The sequence below is a fragment of the Paenibacillus sp. J22R232 genome, assembly GCF_056269165.1.
Genome location: NZ_JBWDNK010000017.1, coordinates 23,849 through 46,987 on the forward strand (window position 1 = coordinate 23,849; position 23,139 = coordinate 46,987).

General features: G+C 51.0%; 13 protein-coding genes and 1 other annotated feature. Of the genes, 12 read left to right on the plus strand and 1 reads right to left on the minus strand.

The window, feature by feature from the left end; genetic code table 11:
- Positions 1 to 36: 36 nt before the first annotated feature.
- From AC0YN3_RS28570 to AC0YN3_RS28595, 6 genes are all read left to right on the plus strand, one after another.
- Complete coding sequence (locus tag AC0YN3_RS28570) at positions 37 to 4,314, plus strand: alpha/beta hydrolase-fold protein (protein ID WP_475778377.1); 4,278 nt, start codon at positions 37 to 39, stop codon at positions 4,312 to 4,314.
- Positions 4,315 to 4,461: 147 nt separating this feature from the next.
- Positions 4,462 to 6,261, plus strand: coding sequence for a sensor histidine kinase (locus tag AC0YN3_RS28575; RefSeq protein ID WP_475778310.1), 1,800 nt, complete (start codon positions 4,462 to 4,464; stop codon positions 6,259 to 6,261).
- 5 nt (positions 6,262 to 6,266) lie between these two features.
- Complete coding sequence (locus tag AC0YN3_RS28580; protein WP_475778311.1) at positions 6,267 to 7,856, plus strand: response regulator; 1,590 nt, start codon at positions 6,267 to 6,269, stop codon at positions 7,854 to 7,856.
- 144 nt (positions 7,857 to 8,000) lie between these two features.
- Complete coding sequence (locus AC0YN3_RS28585; protein ID WP_475778312.1) at positions 8,001 to 9,356, plus strand: ABC transporter substrate-binding protein; 1,356 nt, start codon at positions 8,001 to 8,003, stop codon at positions 9,354 to 9,356.
- A gap of 138 nt (positions 9,357 to 9,494) precedes the next feature.
- On the plus strand, positions 9,495 to 10,376 hold the full coding sequence (locus AC0YN3_RS28590; RefSeq protein ID WP_441946447.1) for a carbohydrate ABC transporter permease: 882 nt from the start codon (positions 9,495 to 9,497) through the stop codon (positions 10,374 to 10,376).
- 15 nt (positions 10,377 to 10,391) lie between these two features.
- Positions 10,392 to 11,234 (plus strand): carbohydrate ABC transporter permease, encoded by an 843-nt coding sequence (locus tag AC0YN3_RS28595; protein WP_475778313.1) that lies wholly within the window; start codon positions 10,392 to 10,394, stop codon positions 11,232 to 11,234.
- Here AC0YN3_RS28595 and AC0YN3_RS28600 read toward each other — a convergent pair whose 3' ends face one another.
- Complete coding sequence (locus AC0YN3_RS28600) at positions 11,235 to 12,494, minus strand: DUF3895 domain-containing protein (protein WP_475778314.1); 1,260 nt, start codon at positions 12,492 to 12,494, stop codon at positions 11,235 to 11,237.
- A 263-nt stretch (positions 12,495 to 12,757) separates the two neighbouring features.
- Here AC0YN3_RS28600 and AC0YN3_RS28605 point away from each other — a divergent pair, with 263 nt between their 5' ends.
- The 6 genes from AC0YN3_RS28605 to AC0YN3_RS28630 all read left to right on the plus strand — a co-directional run bounded on the left by AC0YN3_RS28605 (position 12,758) and on the right by AC0YN3_RS28630 (position 23,137).
- Entirely contained in the window at positions 12,758 to 13,417 is a 660-nt protein-coding gene (locus AC0YN3_RS28605; RefSeq protein ID WP_475778315.1) for a pentapeptide repeat-containing protein, read from the plus strand.
- Positions 13,418 to 13,805: 388 nt separating this feature from the next.
- The gene (locus AC0YN3_RS28610; protein ID WP_475778316.1) at positions 13,806 to 17,498 is read left to right on the plus strand and encodes an S-layer homology domain-containing protein; all 3,693 of its coding nucleotides are present in this window, start codon (positions 13,806 to 13,808) and stop codon (positions 17,496 to 17,498) included.
- Positions 17,499 to 17,653: 155 nt separating this feature from the next.
- Positions 17,654 to 19,051 carry a threonine synthase gene (gene thrC / locus AC0YN3_RS28615; RefSeq protein ID WP_475778317.1) on the plus strand — a complete coding sequence of 466 codons (1,398 nt, stop codon included), beginning with the start codon at positions 17,654 to 17,656 and terminating at the stop codon, positions 19,049 to 19,051.
- A 203-nt stretch (positions 19,052 to 19,254) separates the two neighbouring features.
- Positions 19,255 to 19,743: an SRPBCC family protein gene (locus AC0YN3_RS28620; RefSeq protein WP_475778318.1), complete on the plus strand. Its 489-nt coding sequence runs from the start codon at positions 19,255 to 19,257 to the stop codon at positions 19,741 to 19,743.
- A 54-nt stretch (positions 19,744 to 19,797) separates the two neighbouring features.
- Positions 19,798 to 20,051: a binding site (T-box leader), on the plus strand.
- 87 nt (positions 20,052 to 20,138) lie between these two features.
- Entirely contained in the window at positions 20,139 to 21,818 is a 1,680-nt protein-coding gene (locus AC0YN3_RS28625; protein WP_475778319.1) for a glutamine--tRNA ligase/YqeY domain fusion protein, read from the plus strand.
- Positions 21,819 to 22,048: 230 nt separating this feature from the next.
- Complete coding sequence (locus AC0YN3_RS28630; RefSeq protein WP_475778320.1) at positions 22,049 to 23,137, plus strand: hypothetical protein; 1,089 nt, start codon at positions 22,049 to 22,051, stop codon at positions 23,135 to 23,137.
- Positions 23,138 to 23,139: the final 2 nt, after the last annotated feature.

Sequence of the window (23,139 nt, forward strand, 5' to 3'; positions counted from 1 at the left end):
CGAATTTAAAATCAGGGAGGCATTACATTGGACCATATGTTCAGAATGAAAGTGAAAAGAGTGCAGCTTATGCTGCTTGCCGTATTGATCATAATAGCAGGCATTCCGGTTTATGCATCGGCAAGCGCAGCAGCAGAGCCGAGATTTTACGTGGATCGCTACTTCTCTGCCGCGCTTGGCAAAGAAATGACATACCGTGTTTATTTGCCTGAGGGCTACGGCGATGACAATCAAAAATATCCGACCGTGTATATGCTCCATCAGGAAGGAAGCTCCAGCCAGCAATTCGAGAACGACAGGATTGATGCTGAGCTTGATCGTTTTATGGCAGAAGGAACCATACAGAAGATGATCGTGGTCATGCCCGACACGAGCGGTGACAGCTGGTTCGTCAATCAAGGCGATGACCGCTGGGAGGACATGCTGGCCAATGACCTTATTCCGGTCATCGACGAGCGTTACCACACGATCGCATTGCCTAAATACAGAGGGATTTCGGGCGTTTCCATGGGCGGCTACGGTGCCTTTGTACTCGGTCTGAAGCATCCGGAGCTGTTTAGCTCGATTGCGAGCCATATGGGCGCGCTTGGCAGCAAAGTATCCGACCTGAAGCCGATGGAGCTGATTAAAGCGAGAACGGCAGCACAGCTTCGGGCATACCAGTATTACTTTGACGGAGGCACGGACGACCCGTTTACCTACGCGGTTGATTCGACGAACGACATCCATGCGCAGTTCCGCTCAACGAGCATCGCTCATGGCTATCAGACAAGACCTGGAGGCCATTCGAGCGACTATTACTTAACGTATCTCAACCGTTCGTTCATGATGCACAGCAGCAATTTCTCAAGCGGTTTGCTCAGCGGCAGCTTCAAGGCAACCCCGCAAGCGATCCAGCTTGGCGACAGCCAAGTAAAAGTTGACTTCACCGCTAACTTGAACCGGACAGCGGTTACGAATTCCGTGTACACGAATCCAAGCAATTCTGACTTCCATCTCGATGTTCAGCTCAAAGTTGAGAATCCTAAAGGGGATATTGTCTATACAGACAGAACGACGCTAGGCAATGTGGTGACCAGCTCGAATCAAAGCAGCTATACGGGCAGCTTTAACATTCCTGTAGCCGCACTGGGCGCTGATAAAAACTACAATGTTTCGGTAGATGCCCGCCTGCTTGGCACGAAGTTCTCCCTTGGCAAGCGTCCTTTGATTAAAATAACGCCAACGGGAACGCTTCCGGAGGACACGCAAATCGATTTGCTCGGAGATTGGCTGTTTATTAAAGACAATTATCCCGTGGCGGCAATCGACGGCACGAATCCGCAGCTTGATCGCAGCGCATGGCGGACGGTACAGCCGGGTCTAGATTGGTGGACCGACGGCTTTGGCGATTATAGCGGTTTGAACAACTATACGGGAGCTGCCTGGTACTACAAGGAATTCGACGTGCCGGCTGATTTCCCGGAGAAAGATCTGACGCTGCTTGCAGGCAAGCTGGATGACGCGGACCAGACGTATATCAACGGCCAACTCGTTGGCGAGACAGGCTTCAAGGATGGCGTCTATACGGCTTCCTTCTGGGCAGCGTCACGGGTATATGCGATTCCGTCTAACCTGCTGAAGCGCGGCGAGAAGAATACGATAGCGATCAGGCTTTACAATCAGAGCGGCGGAGGCGGCTGGTATGCCGGCCCGGTTGGCATTTACTCGAAGGCGGCGCTTCAGAAGGCTAACGAGCTGCCATCGAATGTGCCGGACCAGGCTGTCATTAACGCAGTCAACGCGCTGGCGGAGAAGCAGTTCAATACGCTGGTGAATAAGGATCTTCAGGCGTATCGGGATACGCTGTCGAACAGCTATTTCGAGAACGGCTTAAACAAGCTCGCGCTGCTGGACCGGAAGGCGCAGTGGATGGCGGACTTTAAATCGATTGATGCAGCGGTAAATGCCCCATACGTATTCGAGCGAGACGGCCGCTATTTGTATTCGGCTAACATTGAGCTACTCGGAACGCGCGAGGATGGTTCGAAGGAGACGCTGCAGCAGGGCGAGATCGCCCAGTATTACAGCTATGAAAGCGGTGTATTAAAGGAAACAGGCAACCAAAAGCTATTTTTCATCCAATCGTTTTATTCGGAAAGCGCAAAACGCGACGTGAAGTTTAGAGTATATTTGCCAAAAAGCTATCTGACTGAGCCGGATAAGCGTTATCCGTCCGTCTATCTGCTTCATCAGTTCAACAGCGATAGCGAATCCTATGCCATCGACAAGGTGGATCAAATTCTGGACAATGGCATTGCAGCAGGCGATATGAAAGACATGATCGTCGTGATGCCGGATTCCTCGGGATCAAGCTGGTGGGTGAACGGCACCGGTGAAGAAGGAGTCAAATGGCAGGATATGGTGACCAAAGACTTGGTTCCGTATATCGATCAAGCATACCGTACAATTGACGATGCCCGTTACAGAGGGACTTCAGGCGTTTCTATGGGCGGCTTCGGTTCTTTCGTCATCGGCTTGCAATATCCAGACCTATTCTCTACGGTTGTCAGCCATATGGGTGCCTTGAACAGCACGAACGCGGGACAGAACCCGATTACGATTGCCAAGAGCTATCCGGTCGATGCTTTGAAAAGATACTCGATCTATTTCGATTCCGGTAATTTGGATGTTTACCGTTTCGATGTTCCAGTCAATACGCTGCATAAATACTTGGTGGATAACCAAATTGCGCATTACTCGGAAATTCGCGACGGCGCGCATGACAGCCTGTTCTATACGGCTACCATTGGCAAATCCTTCGCTCAGCACAGCAGTCATTTCAAGAGCGCGAACGTGCAAGCGGGCGCATTGCATGGCGAGTTGGCTGTCGCAAAAGCAAACGAGCAAACGGTCATTTCGTACAAGGTTGCCGGCACGGAGGCGATTGCGGCCTACGAGGATCATATCCCATCTTCGCCGTACGTGAAGGAGATGAATCCGAAGCTTAACGTTCCCGTCGTTGTTGATCTGTATAATGCCAAAACGAATGAACGGCTCTACAGCAAGGCGGAATATATTCAGACTGGCGTTTCGGAGTCCTTTGAAGGCGAGTTTGATCTCCCGCAGCTTGCGAATGGAAGCTACACCGTCGTATTGAAAGCTGCGCTGCTGGATCAAAGCATGGAGCTAAAACGCGTAAGCTACACGGTTGGCGGCGGCAACAACGGCGATACCGGCGGCGGAGTCGTCGTTCAGCCTGAGAAGCAAGGCGAACAGATTACGGCGACTAAGGCGCAACTAACGCAAGCTATCGAAACGAAGCAGCCGCTTATTCTTGCTGCTCCAGGCGGCAGCACGCTGCGTATCCCGCTGGAGACGCTGGAGCAAATATCGAAATCGGTAGACATGACGAATCTCACCAGCCTGGCATGGACGTTAACGCCAGTTACCGATGCTGCCCAAACAGCTGCCATACAGAAAGCAGAGTCTGCCATGGGCGGGAAGCTGCAAGCTGCCGGAGCGTTCACGGATATGACGTTATCCATTGTCCGCAATGATAAATCCACGGAGGTATTGAACCTAACGTTCGCGAAGCCGGTTCGTCTCCAGCTTAAAGTAACCGCGGGCATGGACACTGCGCTTGCGGGCATCTATTACTGGAACCCATCCGGCAATCCGGAGCTGCTTCCAAGCACGTATGATTCAGCGACGGGCACGCTCACAGCCGAGCTCGCGCATTTCAGCACGTATAGCGTTTTGGTGTTTAAGAAGAGCTTTACCGATATTGCTGCTGCGCACTGGGCACATAGGGCAATCGAGGTTCTGGCAAGCAAGCAGGTCGTATCCGGCATAACGAGAGACGAGTTCGCTCCGGACCGGAACGTGACGCGTGCCGAGTTCGCCGCGTTATTGGTGAGGTCGCTTGGCCTTAAAGAGCAGACTGAAGCTGCGGCTAATCCATTTGCAGACGTGAGCGGGAACAGCTGGTATTATTCCGCGGTAGCCACTGCCTATCAGCATGGTATCGTGAAAGGCTCGGGCAACAAGCTTTTCTCTCCTCAAGCGACGATTACGAGAGAAGAAATGGCAGTCATGATCTACAATGCTTATCAAGTCCATCACGAAGCAGAGCTTGCGGACGAAACAGATACGCTGAAGCGTTTCTCCGACAGCGCCCACATTCATAAGTGGGCAGAGACAGAGCTGCGATTCGCGGTTCAGATGAAGCTTATGCAAGGGAAAGACGTCACGACGCTGGCTCCGCTTGCAACAGCAACAAGGGCAGAGGCTGCGCAGATCATCTTTAATCTATCCTCCGTTTTAACGAGCTAATAACGAATGTGGACTGCTCTTTAAGGTTGATCGCAACCTAAGGGGCAGTCCTTATTTTTATTTACCATTGATTAAGCGCTTACGTTCGCCGTATATTATTTAGTAAAATGAGTAAAAAAAAGCTTAGCCTGCTTAGGGGGGCATCTAGTGAATGTATACAACCGGCTGAAACGGTTCGAATGGTTCCGCAATCGATTAATCCGCAACAAAATTACGCTCGTCTATGTTCCGCTTATTATTATTCCCTTGTTCGTGCTTGGCTTTGCCTCCAACCAGATCTATACGAATGCGATCGTGGAGAGAACGGTAAAGAGCGTATCGGATAATTCATCCTTGATCATTACCCAGATTAACGGCAAGCTCGCAAATGCAGTCAGTGCGGCGAACATGCTAACGCTGAATATGAATAAGGTGCTGGTCGAGGACCAGTCGGGAGCAGGAGGGCGAATGTCGGAGCTTCAGCTTTATACCAAAATCACGAATCAGCTAAGCTTCGCGCTGGTCGTATTTCCCGATGTGGAGTCAGCCGCGTTCATTGATCCCGGCTATCATATATTCGGCTCCAATACGAGTATGGAAAGCAAGCAGGAGCTTGCGGCCGGAAGTGAGCTGCTTCGCCGGCTGCAGCAATCAAACGGAGCGAATATTTGGTTTCCGATGCAAAAACGCAATTATCTCGTGAATAATGAAACGGAGCCGATCCTTACGCTTGGCAAGCGCATCGTGAATATTAATACGGGCGTTCTGCTCGGCTACGTCGTTCTGAATATTAGGGAGAGCGCCTTGTCTGCCGTGTATGAGGATATCGGCTCGATCAAGGAAGGCTCTTATTATATCGCGGATACGGCTGGGCGCATCGTCTCCTCTAAGCAGGAGGAAGAGGTGCTGCAGCCGATTACGGAGCCATCCTTATTGGAATGGGTGCAGAAAAGCGCGGTCGGAGCGAAGGCCCAGTCGTCACGGGATGGCGATATGCTGCTGATCAGCAGCGATATGCAGGGTTTGGGCTGGAAACTGATTTCCCAGGTGCCCTACGATTTGCTAACGGAAGATACGAGAAAGATTACAAAGCTGATTCTGCTGATCGGCCTCGTTTGTTTTGTTATCGCGCTTTTCGTTGCACGACTGCTGTCCAATGTCATTTCCAAGCCGATTGTCCACTTGTCGCGCCATATGAAGAAGGTGAAAGAAGGGAACCTTGACCAGCAGATCGAGGTGAACTCCGGCGATGAGATTGGTCTGCTCGCTTCCGGCTTCAATACGATGATGGGGCGGGTCAAGGAGCTTCTGGCGAACATCAGCGCCGAGCAGAAGAAGAAGCGGGAGTATGAGCTGGCTCTTATGCAGGCGCAGATCAAGCCGCATTTCCTGTATAACACGCTCGATGTGATTTATACGCTGTCTGAGATGGGACGGGCTCGGGACGTGCAGCGCACGACGAAGGCGCTCGCGGATTTCTACCGGGTTGCCCTCAGCCAAGGCAAGGATCAGATCAGGCTGGAGGAGGAGCTGCGGAGCGTCAAGGATTACTTGTCCATTCAGCGAATCCGCTATTCCGACGTCTTCAATTATGAGATGGACATCGAGCCGGAGGTGCTCGGTAGCATGATTCCGAAGCTGACCATTCAGCCTTTGGTGGAGAATGCGATCTACCATGGCTTGAAGAACAAGGCGACGTTTGGACAGCTTACGATTACGGCTAGGCGCGAGGAGCAGAAGGTTGTCTTGATTGTGAAGGATGACGGGGCGGGCATCGCGGAGGAGCGCCTCCATGATCTAAGGGCAAGCATGGGCGGCTCGCAGCAAGTTGGTTATGGTCTAAGCAGTGTGCATGAACGAATAAAGCTTTACTTCGGCGAGCCGTATGGCATACAAATCGAGAGCGAGAGCGGGCTCGGCACGACGGTGACGGCAGAGCTTCCCTATCAAGCAGAACAGGAGCGGTAGCAGCGATGCAGAAAGTAATGATCGTGGATGATGAGGTTATTTTTCGAGACTATTTGAAAACGGTGCTGGACTGGGAAACGCTCGGTTTCGTTATTAGCCAGGAAGCCAAGCATGGCCAAGAGGCACTGGAGATGGTTGCATTCGAACAGCCGGATATCGCCCTCGTCGATATTACGATGCCGTTTATGGACGGTCTGGAGCTGGCCGAACGGCTGCGGGAGCAATATCCGGAGATCAGCATCGTATTGATTACGGGGCATAATGAATTTGAATATGCGCGCAAAGCGCTTAAGCTTGGCGTTGAGGATTACATCCTGAAGCCTTTCTCCAAGGACGAGCTGCTGCTCACGCTTGTGAAGCTGAGGCAGCAGCATCAAAAGGCGCAGGAGGAGAAGGTTACGCTTCGCGAGAACACGGAGCTGATGAAAGAGAGCTTTCTCAGCCAGCTGATAAGCCGTGAGTACGCGCTCACGGAATCGGAGACCATCAAGCGGCTGCAGCAATTCGGCGTGTATGCGGAATCCGGTCTCTATGTCGCGGCCTGTATCGAGATCGACCATATGGACCGCAAGTGGAGCAAGGCCAGCGACCGTCTGCTGATGAAATATGCGGTCACGAATGTGCTGAACGAGGCGATGGAGGAGAGCGGCAATTATTTGATATTCAACGGGCCTGAGGGACGAATCGTAGCGCTGGCTCGCCACCAGGGAGGCCTTGCAGACGAAATTCCGATGCTTGAGGGCTACAAGAAGCTTTGCTTTCTCATCAAAAAATATTTGAAGTTCACGATTACCGTAGGCGTTGGCCGAAGCAAGGACGGCTTCAAGGGAGTAGCTTCCTCTTACCTCGAAGCGCTTGAAGCGCTGCAGAACAAGTTCGTGCTCGGCAATGACCGGGTCATCGCATATGGGGAGCAGCTGCCGAGCAGCGGCAACCAGCCTTTTTATCCCACTGAGGTGAACGAGGAGCTGCTTGTGCTGCTGCGCCTGAACAGCTGGGAAGCCATTGAGCGGAAGCTAGGCGACGTGTTCCAGACGATACGGGAGCGAAGGCTGCCTATCGATTATATTTATGTCATATGCATGGGACTCGTATCGGTGAATTTATCTTACTTCGAGGAGTCCGGCCATCCTGTCGAGGACTGCTTCGGCGACCAGTTCTTTCCGTATAACGAGATTCGCAAGCTGGAATCGGCTGAGCTGACTTTCGATTGGCTGAAAGAGCTGTTCCGCAAGGCGGTAACTTACAATAGCAAGCATCGCAATACCCGCTCTTCCCAAATCGCGAAAGCAGCGAAGGCCTACATGGAGCACCATTATGCGGACCCCGCGCTGCAGCTGGACCAGATCGCATCGCATGTGTTTATTAATGCCAGCTACTTGAGGGCGGTATTCAAGAAGGAGATCGGAATTACGGTCAGCGATTATTTAACGCAATACCGGATGCAGCAGGCGAAGGAGCTGCTCAGCCGCAATAACGTACGGTTAACGGACATTGCGGAGAAGGTTGGATACAACGATTCGGGGTATTTTAGTAAAAGTTTTAAAAAGTTTTACGGATATTCCCCAAGCGAGTACGAAAAGAGCCGCCATTAGCGGCTCTTTATTGCGAAAACCTGCGGATTTTACCAAAAGCACGCAGTTTCTTCATTATCAACCTTCGTTGTTTTCCTTATACTCAGAAATGTAAAGAGCGTGATCAGAAAGCTTTGGCTAGAACAAACTTTAGGGGGTCAAACGATGAAAAAGCTTGCAATTGCGGCGATGAGTTTTTGCATGGTGTTTTTGGCAGCCTGCGGCTCCGCGGGCAACAATGAAGCTGTGAACGACAAAGCGGCTAATGAAGGAAACAAAGAGACGGCGACAAACGCCGCGCAGGAGGAAACAAAACCGGAGGACGACGCGAAGCCGGTTAAGCTTCGGATTTATGCGCAGTATGCCGATGACGATACGAAGCTTCCTTACGATTACGCGGTAGCGGAATTGAAGAAAGAAATGCCGAACGTTGAGCTTGAGCTTGAAGTGCAGGCACAGGATGACGGCCAGAAATTAAAGACTTACGCGGCAACGGGCAATCTGCCTGACATTTTCCAAGCGGGTCTTGATATCATTACCACCTTCAAAAAATCCGGCAACATTCTTGAGCTGGACTCTTACGTGGATGAGCTTGGCTTCAAGGACAAAATGTTCCCAAGCACAATGAACACGCTCGTAGCGGACGATGGCCATACGTATGCCTTCCCGTATGCCGGCAATGAATTCGTATTGCTCTACTACAACAAAGAGCTGTTCGAGCAAAACAACGTAAAGGTTCCCACCACCTACGACGAGCTGATGACGGCAGTTACAACGTTTAATGCGGCAGGCATTACGCCAATGTCGATCTTCGCCAAAGAGAAGTGGCCGACGGTTGCACTGTTCGACATGTTCGTCACGCGCAACGAGCCGCAGGGCATCCTGAAGCTTGATAAAGGTCAGGCAAGCGTGAGCGATCCGGCATACAAAGAAGCAGCGGATAAAATTATCGATCTTGTGAAAGCGGGCATGCTTCCTAAGGGCGCAACGAACCTCAACTATGACCAAGCAGCAGCATTGTTCCACCAAGGCAAAGCGGCGATGTTCCTGAACGGGCAATGGGAAATTGCCGAATCCACGAAGCAGCTCGGAGACAAAGCAGGCTGGATGTACTTCCCGGGCAAGGACGCAGCGAACTACGAAGCTAGCAAATACGCGTTCAGCGGCGGCGGCGGCCCAGGCGGCTATGCGGTAAACCCGGATACGAAGGACAAGGATTTGACGGCTAAGGTAGCCGCATTCATCTCCCTCAAATATGCGGAGTACAAATATACGGAGCGCGCCAATCCTCTCGTTTCCACGAAGGTAGAAAAAGCGATCGTTACCGAATATCCTCCGATGATGAAGCAGCTGTCTGATGATATCGCCAAAATCACAAGCACGACTTCATTCGCATGGGGCTTGTCCGATGCGAAGTTCAAAGCAGCGATCGAGGATGCTTCGCAAAGCCTGATGACCGGCGCATACAGCGCAGAGCAGTTCATCTCGGACGTGAGCAAGGCCGTCCCTGCAGCGAAATAGCGGCAAACGGATGAAATGAAATAAAGGGTACACGAGGCGGAACTCACTCCCATAAGCAACAACCGGAGTGGGTTCTCGTTCTCTAACGGCATAACGCAGCTTGGAACGGATAGTCAGACTTGCAGAGGAAGTGATGAAATGAACAAATTTCTGGGGAACAAGACAGCGATACTTTTGTTTATATTGCCTGCTCTCCTCTTATACACCGTGATGGTATTTTACCCGATCGTCCAGACGTTTTTTCGCAGCATGTATGAGTGGGACGGACTTTCGGAGGGCACTTTTATTTGGTTCGACAACTACACGAGATTGTTTCAGGATAGCTTGTTTTTCACTTCCCTTAAGAATGGCCTAATCTTCGCGGTAATCATTACGGTGACCCAGATCGGAATCGGATCCATTCTTGCTTTTGCGGTAGCTGACGCGAAGTTCAAAGGTCGCAAAATTTTGCGCATTAGCTTTTTCATACCGGTTGTGCTTTCGATTACGGTCGTTTGCCAGCTATGGCTGTCTATTTATAACGGCGAATATGGGCTGATCAACAAAATATTCGAAGTAATTGGGCTTGAATACAAGCAGGATTGGCTTACGAGCAGCAAGTCAGCAATTATCGCCATTGCGTTCGTTAATGCTTGGCAGTATATGGGCTATCACTTTGCCCTTCTGCTTGCGGGCGTGAAGTCCGTTCCTGAACAATATATGGAAGCTGCCCGCATCGACGGGGCAACGAAGCTGCAAGCCATTCTGAAGATCAACATTCCCATGATGGCGGAAACGTACAAATTTTGCCTCGTATTCGCGATTACCGGCGGGCTGAACGCCTTTGCCAATATGTATATTATGACAAGCGGGGGACCAGGAACCTCGACTTATACGCTCACTTATCTCATGTATCGTTCTGCATTCCGAGTAGGAGAGTTTGGTTATGGCAGCGCGGCGGCGGCAATTCTCGTCATTGAATGCCTGATCGCGACGCTTATTATTAACCGACTGATTGCTAGAGAACGCATTTCATACTAGAGGAGGCGTGCCCAGATGACCTGGATGATGAAGCTTAGAAAAAACAACCCGAGCATGCAAATCTTTTTATGGCTGTACGCCATATTGTCCGTGTATCCGCTCGTATGGATGATCTTTTATTCCCTCAAAAACAATGATGAAATATTCGTAACGAATCCGTTTGGACCGCCTGTGCATTTGCGGTTCGAAAATTACGTGGAAGCATGGTCGAAATACAATGTACCTTCATATTTCGTGAACAGCTTATTGGTAGCGGTAGCGACGGTAGCGGGGGCCATTCTGCTTGCTGTTATGTTCTCTTATGCGGCTGCAAGGCTGCGCTGGCGGTTCAGCAAAATCGCGCATACGTATATTCTTGTGGGCATGTTTATTCCGATTCAAGTCATTATGATCCCGCTCGCGATTCTCGTGAGGGACTTGAACCTGGCTAACACTTACGGAGCGTTGATCATTCCGTATATCGCCTTTAACATTTCATTTGCTTCCATGGTCTTTTACGGCTTCTTCCGCAGCATTCCGATTGAAATGGAAGAATCGGCCTGCATTGACGGCGCGAGCATTTACCGGACGTTCTTCAGCATCATGCTGCCGATCATTAAGCCTGCGCTTGCAACGATGGTCATCTTTATTTTCCTCAATTCATGGAATGAGTTCACGATGGCTGTCATTCTCATTACCAAGGAAAGCTTGAAGACGCTGCCGCTCGGCCTGCTGTTCTTCCAAGGGCAATTCACGACGGACTGGGGCGCTATGGGCGCGGCAATGACCATTGCGAGCCTGCCAACGGTATTGATCTACATCCTGTTCAGTGAGCAGGTTGAGAACGCGCTTACCGTCGGCTCGGCTGTCAAAGGTTAATTATAATTTCTCGTACACGCGATCCTCGGAGTTGCTGGATGTGAGCTCACAAAGGCGTTCTGCCGAAAGCTTGTCCATATGGGCAGCGACGGCAATATAAATCGCAGGCTTGCCGGTAGACATTCGCGTATCCTGCACGAGCTTCTGCTCGATGAGGAAGTTGGAGATGGCAAGCGTGCTGATGCGTCCGTATTTGAGAGCGTCGTTCACGACGCTTTGCGCCGCAGGAGGCAGATAGAACGGACTGGAACGTTTGGCGTCCGAGCTGCTTGTTTCTGTCTCTCTCCGCATGGCGGCGCCGAGCTTCCTGCCGGCCTCCTCGAATGCAAAGGCATCTTGGCTAGGCGAGGAGGAAGGTTCATCGAACAGAAAAGCGCCTTGGCTCTCCGCTTCCTCGTCGAAGACGAACGCGCCTTTGCTGCCTGCCGGTTCATCGAACACGAAAGCGGCCTGACCGCTATCGGATTCTCCGAAGCTGAAAGCCCCTTGCTGCACGGCTTCCTCGCCAAAGAGGAAGGAGCCCTGTACGGTTTCCGGTTCTGCTTCCGTGAACGGCTGCGGTGGCGGATCGCCCGCTGTATCCGTTATTTGCATAAACTCAGGTTCCCGGGGGTCATCGCCTATATGCGCTGGCGCGTCATAATAAGTCAAAGCGGCCGCAAGCCGCTTTTTTCTATTTACGACATCAAGCTCGTGCAGCCTTCTTCGGATACGGGCAAGCTGGCGATCGAGCAGCGGAAGCTTGGCGTCGATTTGTGCCTGGATATCAAGCGGCACCTCCAGCTCCTCGGGAAGCGGCAGGAACAGATGCTGTCCGAGCTGCCAGCCATTCTGGTATTTGCTAAGTACCTCGTTCAGTTCCCCGTCAAGCACGTCGAAGCCTTTCATAATGTCGGCGATAGCCTTCGCGTCAATCCCGGTATGAAGCTGCAAATGCTCAATGCCGAAATAACGAATGGTATTCGTTGGCACATGGAGCACCTGATGCTGATAGCGCAGCGAGCGCCCGCATTCGCATTTGGTGAGTGGGGATACCTCGCCGCTGTCGGTAAACCCGATATAGTCCCACTCCTCGATAAAGGATTCGATGTCCTCGAACTGCGCATCATCGGGAATGAATTGACATTTTTTACGCGCAAGCTGCCTTGCAAACAACGTTCTTCTGCCGCGAACTAGCTCATGGTGCAAGAAATGGCGCTGCTCTGCTGATAGCTGCCCCATGATGCGGTCGCGCTGCTCCAATGTCATCTCGTATTTCATCGCGCACCTCCGTATCTCTATGACTATAACCCAACCATTGAGCTGAACGGCTCTGCCCAAGTCTGAATTGTATTGTGACGTGTTAGTTTCTTCATTATAGATGGGGAGGATTAATAAGTCATCAAGGATATGGATGCAAGCCGCAAAGCGAACGTCATGGAATTGCCATCTAATGAGCCTGCATGAGCGGAGTTTTATCCGATATAATGTAGGTTAGGAAGAGCGGCTAGCTAAAAAGCTGCCTCAGAAGGAGGTTGTTACCCATGTCCGGCAAGGAAAAAAAGCTTGATTTGCCTAAGATTCCAGAAGGTCTTACGGCGCTTGACGTGCCCGATTACGAATGGGCGGACGAGCATGAAATTAGCGACAGCATCATAGAGGATTGCGGCATTCATAATCAATCGGCGTATAAGCCATGCTTCGATAGAGTCGTGTTTCAAAACGTAGTGTTTCGCGGGACGAGCCTGCGCAAAGCGGAGTTTACCGATGTTCGGTTCGTAAACTGCGATTTATCGAATATCGATTTGAGCGAGGTCATCCTGCACCGCGTTTCCTTCCATAATTGCAAGCTGCTCGGTATGGATATAACGGGCTCCACGCTGCGCAACGTTTGGTTCGAGCAGTGCTACGCGGATTACGCGGTGCTGCGCTTTACGAATGCCAAGGGCGTGAAATTCGAGAAGACGTCGTTGGCCAAGGCGGATCTCTCCAATATGACGATCGCGCAATTTTATTTGAAGGAAGCCAATATTGACCAAGCGCAGTTCTCGCAAACGAAGCTGGGCGGCGTTGACATTAGCAGCTGCGAGTTTAACGCCATTGGCGCGGGATTGGAAGACTTAAGGCGCTGTATCATTTCACCGGCACAGGCGATTACGTTTGCGGCGCATTTCGGCTTAATCGTAAATGATGGTACGAACTAAGCAGCTTCAAACGGCAGCATAGGGGGAATTGAAAGATAGCCGCGACCATGCGGCTATCTTCTTTCTGCTGCATGGGGAGGTTTATGCTCTCTTCGATAATTCGCTTTGGAGACGCGCAGATCCATGCGGATAACTCCAAACGAAAAGGTACGGCCTAACTCTCACCTGGATGCGAACAGCGTTTTTTGGTTTGTGAATATATCGTACCTGAGTGAACATTATGGCGTTTCAGGGGCCGAAATATGACGTATTCTCGGGAGTTCACCCTCGTTCGCATTGTTCAGTTGAATCGCTGTTTCATCTTCGTTATCATTCGTGATGACGTTCAACAGCCAAAGTGAAAGCGTAATCAATACGAGCGATCAAAAAGGTTGAAGGAGGAATACGATTGTTTAAAAAGAAGAAATGGCTGTCCTTGGCGTTATGCTGCTCCCTACTTGCTTCCTTTCTGTCATCATGGACGCCTGCATATGCAGATAACGATGAGCAGGGTACAACGACAGCCATAGCCGCTGATTTCACGGATCAGGAGTTGAAAGATAACGACTACATTCTTTATTTCGTCAATGCGGGGGACCAGACCCCTGCGACCGTAGAGGGATCGGATCAATTCGGTCTCTATAGCTCCGTGACGGAGCAGGTATACGGGATTGATCCCGTCACGACCAAGGCATGGGGCTTGGTTACAACAACGAGCGGAACGAACGTGCGCGACGCATCGACCAAATCAGGCTCAGTACGATACTATAACGGCACGCAGGTGAGAGATAAAGCGCTGGCCTATGATTTTGAGCTGCCGGCAGGCGAATATGACGTAACGTTCGGCTTCAACAACCCTTGGAGCGGACGCAGCGTTAATCTCCTAATAGAAGGAAATAACGTCTCGGGCGGAGACTTGGCCATCGGCGCGGAAGGCGCAGAGAAGGTCGTCACTTATAGGAAGCTTAGCGTAACGGACGGATTGTTGAATGTACGCATTCAAGGTCCTTCTGCTGCGGCGCTTAGCAATTATAACGATCCTCTCATTAGTTATTTAATCATTAGACAAAATATTACCATTCCGATTTCGGAGTTGGATAACCGAATTACGGCTGCTGAAGCGGAATTGGCGAACACGGATTACACGCCTTACAGTCTTGCGGAGCTGAACCGGGTTATTCAGGAAAGCAAGTCGCTGAGTGAGACACTGCTCGAAAGCAATGCCGACGTGACGGAGCCTGCTGTTCAGGAGCAAATCATCGCGGCAATTGCCGCTTTGAAGAAGGCGGTAGCCGAGCTTGCGATCAACGCGCCGAACGCTTCGTTTAAGCCGGGCGCAGTGTGGCGGGATACGAACGGCGCGCTCATTCAGGCACATGGGGCAGGCATGATGTACGACGAGGAAACCGAAACCTACTACTGGTATGGCGAGGACAAAACGTTCGGTTACTTGCCAGCTAGAGGGGTGAGGGTCTACTCGTCCAAGGATTTGTACAATTGGGAGGATCATGGACTTGCGCTGACTGCGATCGGATCCGCGGATGATTTTATTAATGATCCGCTTATATCTGAATTGTATGCGGGCCGTACCGATAAAGCAGACATTCTAAACGATATCGGCACAGATCGGATTATCGAGCGTCCGAAAGTCATTTACAACGATTTGACGAAAAAATACGTCATGTGGATGCATACGGATGGCCCAAGCGCGACATCTACGGCCAATTACGCGAAAGCGGAAGCGGGCTATGCGCTTAGCGATTCGCCGCTGGGACCGTTTGTTTACCAGGAGAGCAACCGGATGGATCAAGCGCCTGCGGGCGCAACCGATGATGGCCAGCCAAGCCAGCCGGGAATGGCTCGCGATATGACGTTGTTCAAAGACGATGACGGCACGGCATACTTGGTTTATTCAAGCGAGGAAAACTTAACGATCTACATTTCCAAGCTCAATGAATCCTATACGGATGTCGTCGGATGGCATAAGGATGGCAACGTCCAGCGGGATACGCAGTATAAAGCGGTGCACGGCGTCGATTATGTACGCGTATTCCCGCTTGCCCAGCGCGAGGCTCCGGCTTTGTTCAAATACCAAGGCAAGTATTATATGATTACGTCCGGCGCAACTGGCTGGGCTCCGAATGTCGGCAAGTACACGGTCGCTGACCATATTATGGGACCGTGGAAGACGATGCGCGACGTGGCGCCGGGCAGCGCTACGACTTTCGGCTCGCAAAGCACGCAGGTCATTACGGTTGATGCAGCCGCAGGCAAATTCATTTACATGGGTGACCGTTGGAACCAGAATGATCTGGCTAATTCCAGGTACGTCTGGCTGCCAATCGAATTCGGCCAGAATGACGAAATCGCGATCCGCTGGCAAGACGAGTGGACGCTTGAAATGCTCGAAGGAATGGGCAAGGTGACGGTTAATACGGTGCTGCCAACAAGCACGGTAATTGGCAAAGCTCCTGTATTCCCGAGCACGGTCAACGTAACGCTGTCAGACGGAACAATTAAGAATACGCCGATTGCTTGGAATGTAAGCCCCGAATCATTCCAAAAGCCAGGAACGGTACGCGTAAACGGTACGCTGACGGAGCTGGCGAATAAGAAAGTCGAGCACCAGCTTTACGTTATCCCAGAGAGCAGCGCTTATTTCGTAAACGCAGGCGGCGCGGCAACCGCGGACTATTTGGACATGATTGCGCTCATGGGAGCGGGGAAAGTACTGAACGGTGAAACAATCGACCAGAAATATGATCCGGAGAACAGCCAAAGCTGGGGCTATATCGGGGATAACACGCTGACCTCGGGTACGAGCAGCGGCGATATTTTCAGCTCGCTTAGGTATTTGAAAGCGAATGCTGGGGATGATCTTGCTTATCGCTTTGATCTAGAGAACGGCGACTACGAGGTTTATGTCGGCCTTTATGATCCGTGGTCTCAATATTCAAACGGCAAACGCATTGCCGATATCATTGTGAACGGGGATGTCAAGACAAGCGGTTATGTCTTTACGGCAGCAACAGACGTGCTCAGCTACGCGGATGTAGCTATCGCGGACGGAAAGCTTGATCTTACCGTACATCGTTCGGCGAATGCAGGCACGTCCAGCTCCGATCCCCAAATTAGCTGGATTATCGTGGCGAAGAGCCTTGGTATTCGCGTAACAGGCGTTTCCATCGACAAAACCGAGCTTACGCTTAAGGAAGGAGAGCAGGAACGGCTAAACGCGACGATCGCGCCTCTCGACGCGGCCAATCAGGAGGTTACATGGTCAAGCTCGAATGACGCCGTTGCATCAGTAAGCGACGCAGGCATGGTCACTGCGGCTTCGAATGGAGTGGCGGTTATTACCGCAACTTCGGTAGACGGGGCGCATACCGCAACAGCGGCAGTAACCGTAGAGAAAGAGGAAGAGACAGGCGGAGAAGCGACACCAACACCAACGCCGACACCGGAGGCCACCGCATCGCCAACACCGACACCGGATGCAACCGCAACTCCAACGCCGACGTCGCCGTCTGTGTCTAGCCCAAGCCCAAGTGCTAGCCCAGAACCAAAACCGGTGTTCTCGGATACCGAAGGGCACTGGGCAACTGCGGCTATCAACAAGCTTGCCGATAAAAACATACTTGGAGGTTTCCCAGACGGCAGCTTCAAGCCGGATAAGCAGATGAGCAGAGCGGAGTTCATGGCCGTTATGTACAGATTGCTCGATCTGGACACCGCAGCAGGAGATTCGAGTTTCGGCGATATTCCGGTTGCGGCTTGGTATAGCAAGTACGTTAAAGGATTATATGAAGCGGGAGTGGTAACGGGATTCCAGGACGGCAGCTTTAAGCCTAATCTGGAGATGACGAGGGAGGAAGCCTTTGTCGTCTTGTACCGGGCGCTGGGGGAGAAATTGACCGAGACGGCGGGAACAAGCCCGCAAGCCTATACCGATCTGCCGGGCGTATCCAGCTGGGCGAAGGAAGCGGTCGACGCATTGACGAAGGCCGGCATTATCGCAGGTTATGCGGACGGTACGATCCGTCCTAAGGATAAGATTACCCGTGCCGAAATCGCGACGATCGTAGCAAACGTTATAAAATGATAAAACAACGAAAGGCATCCTGTATTTCTGGATGCCTTTCGTTTATTTTTGACCAATAAAAATGATATACTGTGGTGAAAAGAATCGATTATTATGGAAAACGATGATATGATTTAAATAACGATAATGGTGCGCATGTAGGAGGCTATTTACAAATGGAGTACATTAGTACAAGAGGCAACGTTGGCAAAATAGGATTTATCGATGCGTTTATGATGGGCCTTGGCAATGACGGCGGCCTGCTCGTTCCGAACGAGATCCCCGTTATTTCGGCAGAAACCTTAAAGGAATGGCAGGAGCTAAGCTATCAAGAGCTTGTGCTTGCCATATTCTCGCATTATACGAATGGGGAAATTCCGGAGCAGGATTTGAAGGACATGGTGTACGCGAGCTATTCAACCTTTCGCGATCCGGAAGTAACGCCGGTACGCAAGCTGAAGGATGATCTTTATTTGCTGGAGCTGTTCCACGGGCCAACCTTCGCATTCAAAGATATCGCCCTGCAATTCATGGGCCAGCTGTACACTTACGTAGCGGCAAAGCAGAATAAGAAAATCCATATTCTCGGAGCTACCTCAGGCGATACGGGAGCTTCGGCTATTGAAGGCGTTAAAGGCAAGGATGGCATTAAAATTTGCATCCTTCACCCGCATGGCAAGGTCAGCAAGGTGCAGGAGCTTCAAATGACGACGGTTCAGGAAGAGAACGTACTGAATTTGTCCGTAGACGGCAACTTCGACGATTGCCAGCGCATGATCAAGGATTTGTTCGCAGATCTCGATTTTAAAGCGACGAATCAGCTTGCTGCGATTAATTCCATCAACTTTGTGCGTATATTGGCACAGACCGTTTACTATTTCTATGCCTACTTCCAAGTGGTGAAACAGACCGATGCGAAGCAAGTGAACTTCAGCGTGCCAACCGGCAATTTCGGCGATATTTTTGCTGGTTATTTGGCGAAGCGCATGGGCCTTCCCGTGGGTAAACTAATTCTGGCAACGAATGAAAACAATATATTGGAGCGGTTCATACTGGAAGGCGTGTACAAGCCGGGAGATTTCCGCAGCACGTACAGCCCGTCCATGGATATCCAAGTAGCAAGCAACTTCGAGCGGTACCTGTATTATGTGCTGGGCGAGGATGCCGCGCAAATCCGGACGCTGATGGAGCAATTCAAAGCAGAAGGCCAGATCGTAATTGCCGGTGAAGCGCTAAGCAAGGTGCAGGCGGAATTTGGCGCTCACGGCGTACAAGGCCAAGAATGCTTAAGCACCATTAAGAAATACAAAGCGGATAGCGATTATTTGCTTGATCCTCACTCGGCCTGCGGCGTTGCCGCGGCTGACAAATACGGCGACGGCTCGGAAATCACCGTGTCGCTCGCAACCGCGCATCCTGCGAAGTTCAATGAAGCGATCGAGCTATGCGGCATCGAGCAGACGTTTCCTGAACAGATCGCGTCGCTATTCCACAAAGAGCAGCGCCAGACGCGCGTAGACGGATCGCTGGCTGCGGTTGTTAGCCAGCTGGAAGCATTTTATAACGCAAAATAATTAATGGATAAAGAAGCTGCAGTCGAAGGATCGATCCTTCGGCTGCAGCTTTTTGGCATCGTCCGTGGGAGCGGGAATAGCGAGCAATGCTCCGATTATCTTTCTAATTTGAAACGGTTTATTTTGTATTTTATACTAGTTGATATGGTTATTGATGGATTTTTTTGTTGCGTCAAAATGCGGAATGGAGGAGGACAAAGGTTATGCTTGCAACAATCACACAAGCAATAGAGGGGTATCAGGTTCGATTCGAACGCCATATCAAGCATTCGGCCGAGCAAGTATGGGCATGGCTGACTGAAAACGACAAGCTGGTGCAGTGGTTTTCGGAGCTTCGCGTTCAGGATTTGCGCGAGGGCGGGGTGATTACGTTCGATATGCAGGATGGAAGCTTTGAGGAGCTTGCGATTCTGGAACTTAAGGATCAGGAAGTGCTTGCTTTTACATGGGACAAGGATCAGGTTCGTTTCGAATTGCTACCGGAGCCGGGCGGCTGCCGATTAGTTCTGGTAGAGAAGCTGCACACGATTACGGCTCATACGCCGAGAGACATTGCTGGTTGGGATGTGTGCTTGGATGCCATTCAATCGCTCGTAGAGGGCAGCGCTTTCCCAAATCGTAAGGATAGCTGGCAAATCAAGTATGATCAGTACGTTCAAGCTTTCGCGGCGATAACGGGGGAACAGTCTTAATAAAGCTACGCCTATTGCGGGAACGGTTCGGATTTGTTAACCTATATCAAATATGAAAAGGCGATGACGAGAAGAGTAAATAAGACCGTTCTTTCACAGAGAGCTCCGGCAGCTGAAAAGGAGCAAGGAATGTTTTATGGAAACAAGTCTCTGAGCCTCACAGCGGAACCTTTGCGAGGGGATGCTGTGACGGGAGCTCCTGTTATAGAGCTAGAGTATAAGCATCCATAGGTGCCGTACTTGAAGAGGTTAATATGGCGACATATTAATGAACCTGGGGTGGTACCGCGACAAATTTCGCCCCCAAGACGAGAGGTCTTGGGGGTGGAATTTTTTTATTTTCGCAGGAAACCAGCTTTATGATCGGCCATTAGCCTAACTATGGAGGTTTTACGATGAGTAGGGAAAACGAAATTGCCACTGAGCATTTTTTGGACAAAATCATAATCGAAGACAGGGAAGCAGGGCTATTCAGCCGTGTCATGTGCACGCGCTTTCCGCCTGAGCCGAATGGTTATCTGCATATCGGGAGCGCGTATGCGATCCACACGAACTATACCCTCGCTCATAAATATAACGGAAATTTCCATTTGCGCTTTGATGATACGAACCCGTTGAAGGAGGATATCAAATATGTGAATGCGATTATCGAGGACATCGAGTGGCTGGGCTATAGTCCGAAGGGGCATGTCTATTACGGTTCGGATTACTCGGATGAGATCTATGAAGCAGCCATCGCGTTGATCAAGAAAGGGAAGGCATTCGTATGCGATTTGTCGCCGGAGGAGATGACCGGCTATCGCGGGACGCTGACAGAGGGCGGCAAGAACAGTCCGTTCCGGGAGCGCGGGGTTGAAGAAAACCTGCAATTGTTCGCGAGTATGAAAAACGGGGAGCATAAGGCGGCCTCCAAGGTGCTGAGAGCGAAGATTGACATGAGCTCTCCGAACATGAACCTAAGAGACCCCGTTATCTACCGCATCATTCATGCAGAGCATTATCGGAGCGGCAGCAAATGGTGCATTTACCCGATGTATGATTTTGCCCATCCGATTCAGGACGCGATCGAAGGCATTACCTATTCGTTATGCTCGAACGAGTTCAAGGACCATCGTCCATTGTACGAATGGGTCCTTCAAGAGCTTGCGGTCAACGAGCCGCCAAAGCAAAGGGAATTCGGAAGGCTTAATCTAACCGGTGTCGTCACGAGCAAACGTTATTTGAGGCAGCTGGTAGAAGGGGGCTTCGTAGACGGCTGGGATGATCCGCGGCTGCCGACGATTCGCGGCTTAAGGAGAAGGGGCTTCACCCCGGAGAGCATCAGAAGCTTCATCGAAGGAATAGGAATGATCCGCACGCAAAGCTCGGTTGATATTGCCATGCTGGAGCATGCGGCAAGGCAGGATTTGAAACCCGCGGTTAAAGGTTATATGGCCGTTATCAACCCGCTAAAGGTCGTTATCACGAATTATCCGGAGGGGGAAACAGAGCTTCTTTCGATAGCCAACAACAGCGAAAACGAAGCGTTGGGGAGTCGGGAGGTGCCCTTCTCGCGGGAGCTGTATATGGAGCGGGAGGATTTTATGGAGCAGCCCTCCAAGGGCTTTCACCGTTTAACGACGGGGTCGGAGGTAAGGCTGATAGGCGCTTATTTCATCCGCTGCGAGGAAATCGTCAAGGATGAGGCAACAGGTGCGATCATCGAGCTTCGATGCACGTATGACCCTCAAACCAAAAGCGGTTCAGGCTTCACGGGACGAAAGGTAAAGGGAACGATTCACTGGGTGTCTGCGGCACATGCAGCCGCGGCCGACATTCATTTGTACGATCGTTTGCTCCTCGATGAAGAGGGACCGAAGGATGAAGCATTCGACTGGGTACGTGCAGTTAACCCGCAATCGCTGCTTGTCAAGCGGAACTGCATGCTGGAGCCTGCCGCGGCGCTTAATCAAGCGGAGGACAAATGCCAGTTTGTCCGGCATGGCTATTTCTGCGTAGACAGCAAGCATGCGGCAGACGGCGAACTTGTGTTTAACCGGATCGTAGCCTTGAAGGACAGCTGGAGAAAGCCATAAAACAACTACAGGAATTCCCCTGCTTTTCCTATGAATGGAGTCGCAGGGGGATTTGTTTTATCCACTAGTATGGCAAGGTTTTATTTGGTTCATTTTGCAGCTCTGTTACAAGCGGAATGGAGAAAAAGATCGTAAACGTATGCCAACGAGAGCGCGAAATGCTAAAATAAAAGGATGGAGCTGCCATCACGCTAGCCATCATACCAATCACAAGGAATGGGAGGGACGGCATGCCGCGAAACGTAAGTTTAGCCGCCAGAGGACGGCTTCAGCCGTTTACGCTTGTAGCTGCTATATTGATTCTGCTTATGGGACCGGCAACGGCCAGCGCGAATGGCGGACCACTATATGAACCTACCGAAGGATACGGTTTGCTGCAGCTGGATGAGCATTCGAAGGTTAGCTTGGTTCATGAGAAGGTGCTCTTCGAAATCGGTAAAAGCATCAACGATTATAAAGGGCGCGCCGATATTACGGTTTCCTATGAGCTGCACAACGGATCGAATGAACGGAAGGATATTCGGGTGTTGTTCCTGACACCCTCCAAAGAAGCGCTGACTGTTACAGAGAACGGAGAGCAGGTTGCCGTGAGTCTCGCGCAGGAAGCTAAGCCTGCCAATTGGCAAGCAGAGGCAACGGATACGGTAATAGACCCGGTTAGCGGAAAAGCGATTACGTTGAATCAGGGATGGACGAGCAATCAAGCGCCTGTGGGTACGCAGTTTCCGCTTTCTTTCGGTCCTGGCGAAACGAAACGTATCGTTATTCAGTATTCGGAGGGTGGAGGGCTGTACGAGAAGGGCGTTATCCATAAAATACGCTCCCACCTGTATTATTTGACGCCTGCCGAGTTTTGGGAAGGGGAGCCGAATGTAGAGTTGGAGGTGCAGCTGTTTGCAGCGGGTGCTAAGCTGCATTCGAATCTACCGATGGAGAAGGCGGGCAGCAGCGTATACAAAGCTTCGTTCCGCGCGCTGCCTAACGAGGATTGGTATTTTTCCTACGTATTCCCAAGCAGGCTGCTGTTTCGGACGAACATCGAGATGGAGCATAATCTGCTGACGCTCGGAACGGCGGCGATAATGGCAGCAATTGCGGGAGGCTTAGCGCTTTTATTGCGCAAAAGCTATATTTTCACGGTAAGCATGCTTGGGATTTTGGCGTTTACGGTGTATTATATTTCAAGGATGGGCGGATATCCGTTTAATTTCATTTTTGTGGCCTTTACCGATATTTTGGTAGGCGTATCCTTGGTCATCTGTGATGTTTTCATTAGAAAATCGATTCGCAGGATCAGGCCAGGCAGCATGAAGATTTAACC

What these genes read in the sequence shown, in the direction of transcription:
- AC0YN3_RS28570 (WP_475778377.1), top strand. Translation starts at nt 37, where the DNA reads ATGTTCAGAATGAAAGTGAAAAGAGTGCAGCTTATGCTGCTTGCCGTA.
- AC0YN3_RS28580 (WP_475778311.1), top strand. Translation starts at nt 6,267, where the DNA reads ATGCAGAAAGTAATGATCGTGGATGATGAGGTTATTTTTCGAGACTAT.
- AC0YN3_RS28585 (WP_475778312.1), top strand. Translation starts at nt 8,001, where the DNA reads ATGAAAAAGCTTGCAATTGCGGCGATGAGTTTTTGCATGGTGTTTTTG.
- AC0YN3_RS28590 (WP_441946447.1), top strand. Translation starts at nt 9,495, where the DNA reads ATGAACAAATTTCTGGGGAACAAGACAGCGATACTTTTGTTTATATTG.
- AC0YN3_RS28595 (WP_475778313.1), top strand. Translation starts at nt 10,392, where the DNA reads ATGACCTGGATGATGAAGCTTAGAAAAAACAACCCGAGCATGCAAATC.
- AC0YN3_RS28600 (WP_475778314.1), bottom strand. Translation starts at nt 12,494, where the DNA reads ATGAAATACGAGATGACATTGGAGCAGCGCGACCGCATCATGGGGCAG.
- AC0YN3_RS28605 (WP_475778315.1), top strand. Translation starts at nt 12,758, where the DNA reads ATGTCCGGCAAGGAAAAAAAGCTTGATTTGCCTAAGATTCCAGAAGGT.
- thrC (WP_475778317.1), top strand. Translation starts at nt 17,654, where the DNA reads ATGGAGTACATTAGTACAAGAGGCAACGTTGGCAAAATAGGATTTATC.
- AC0YN3_RS28620 (WP_475778318.1), top strand. Translation starts at nt 19,255, where the DNA reads ATGCTTGCAACAATCACACAAGCAATAGAGGGGTATCAGGTTCGATTC.
- AC0YN3_RS28625 (WP_475778319.1), top strand. Translation starts at nt 20,139, where the DNA reads ATGAGTAGGGAAAACGAAATTGCCACTGAGCATTTTTTGGACAAAATC.
- AC0YN3_RS28630 (WP_475778320.1), top strand. Translation starts at nt 22,049, where the DNA reads ATGCCGCGAAACGTAAGTTTAGCCGCCAGAGGACGGCTTCAGCCGTTT.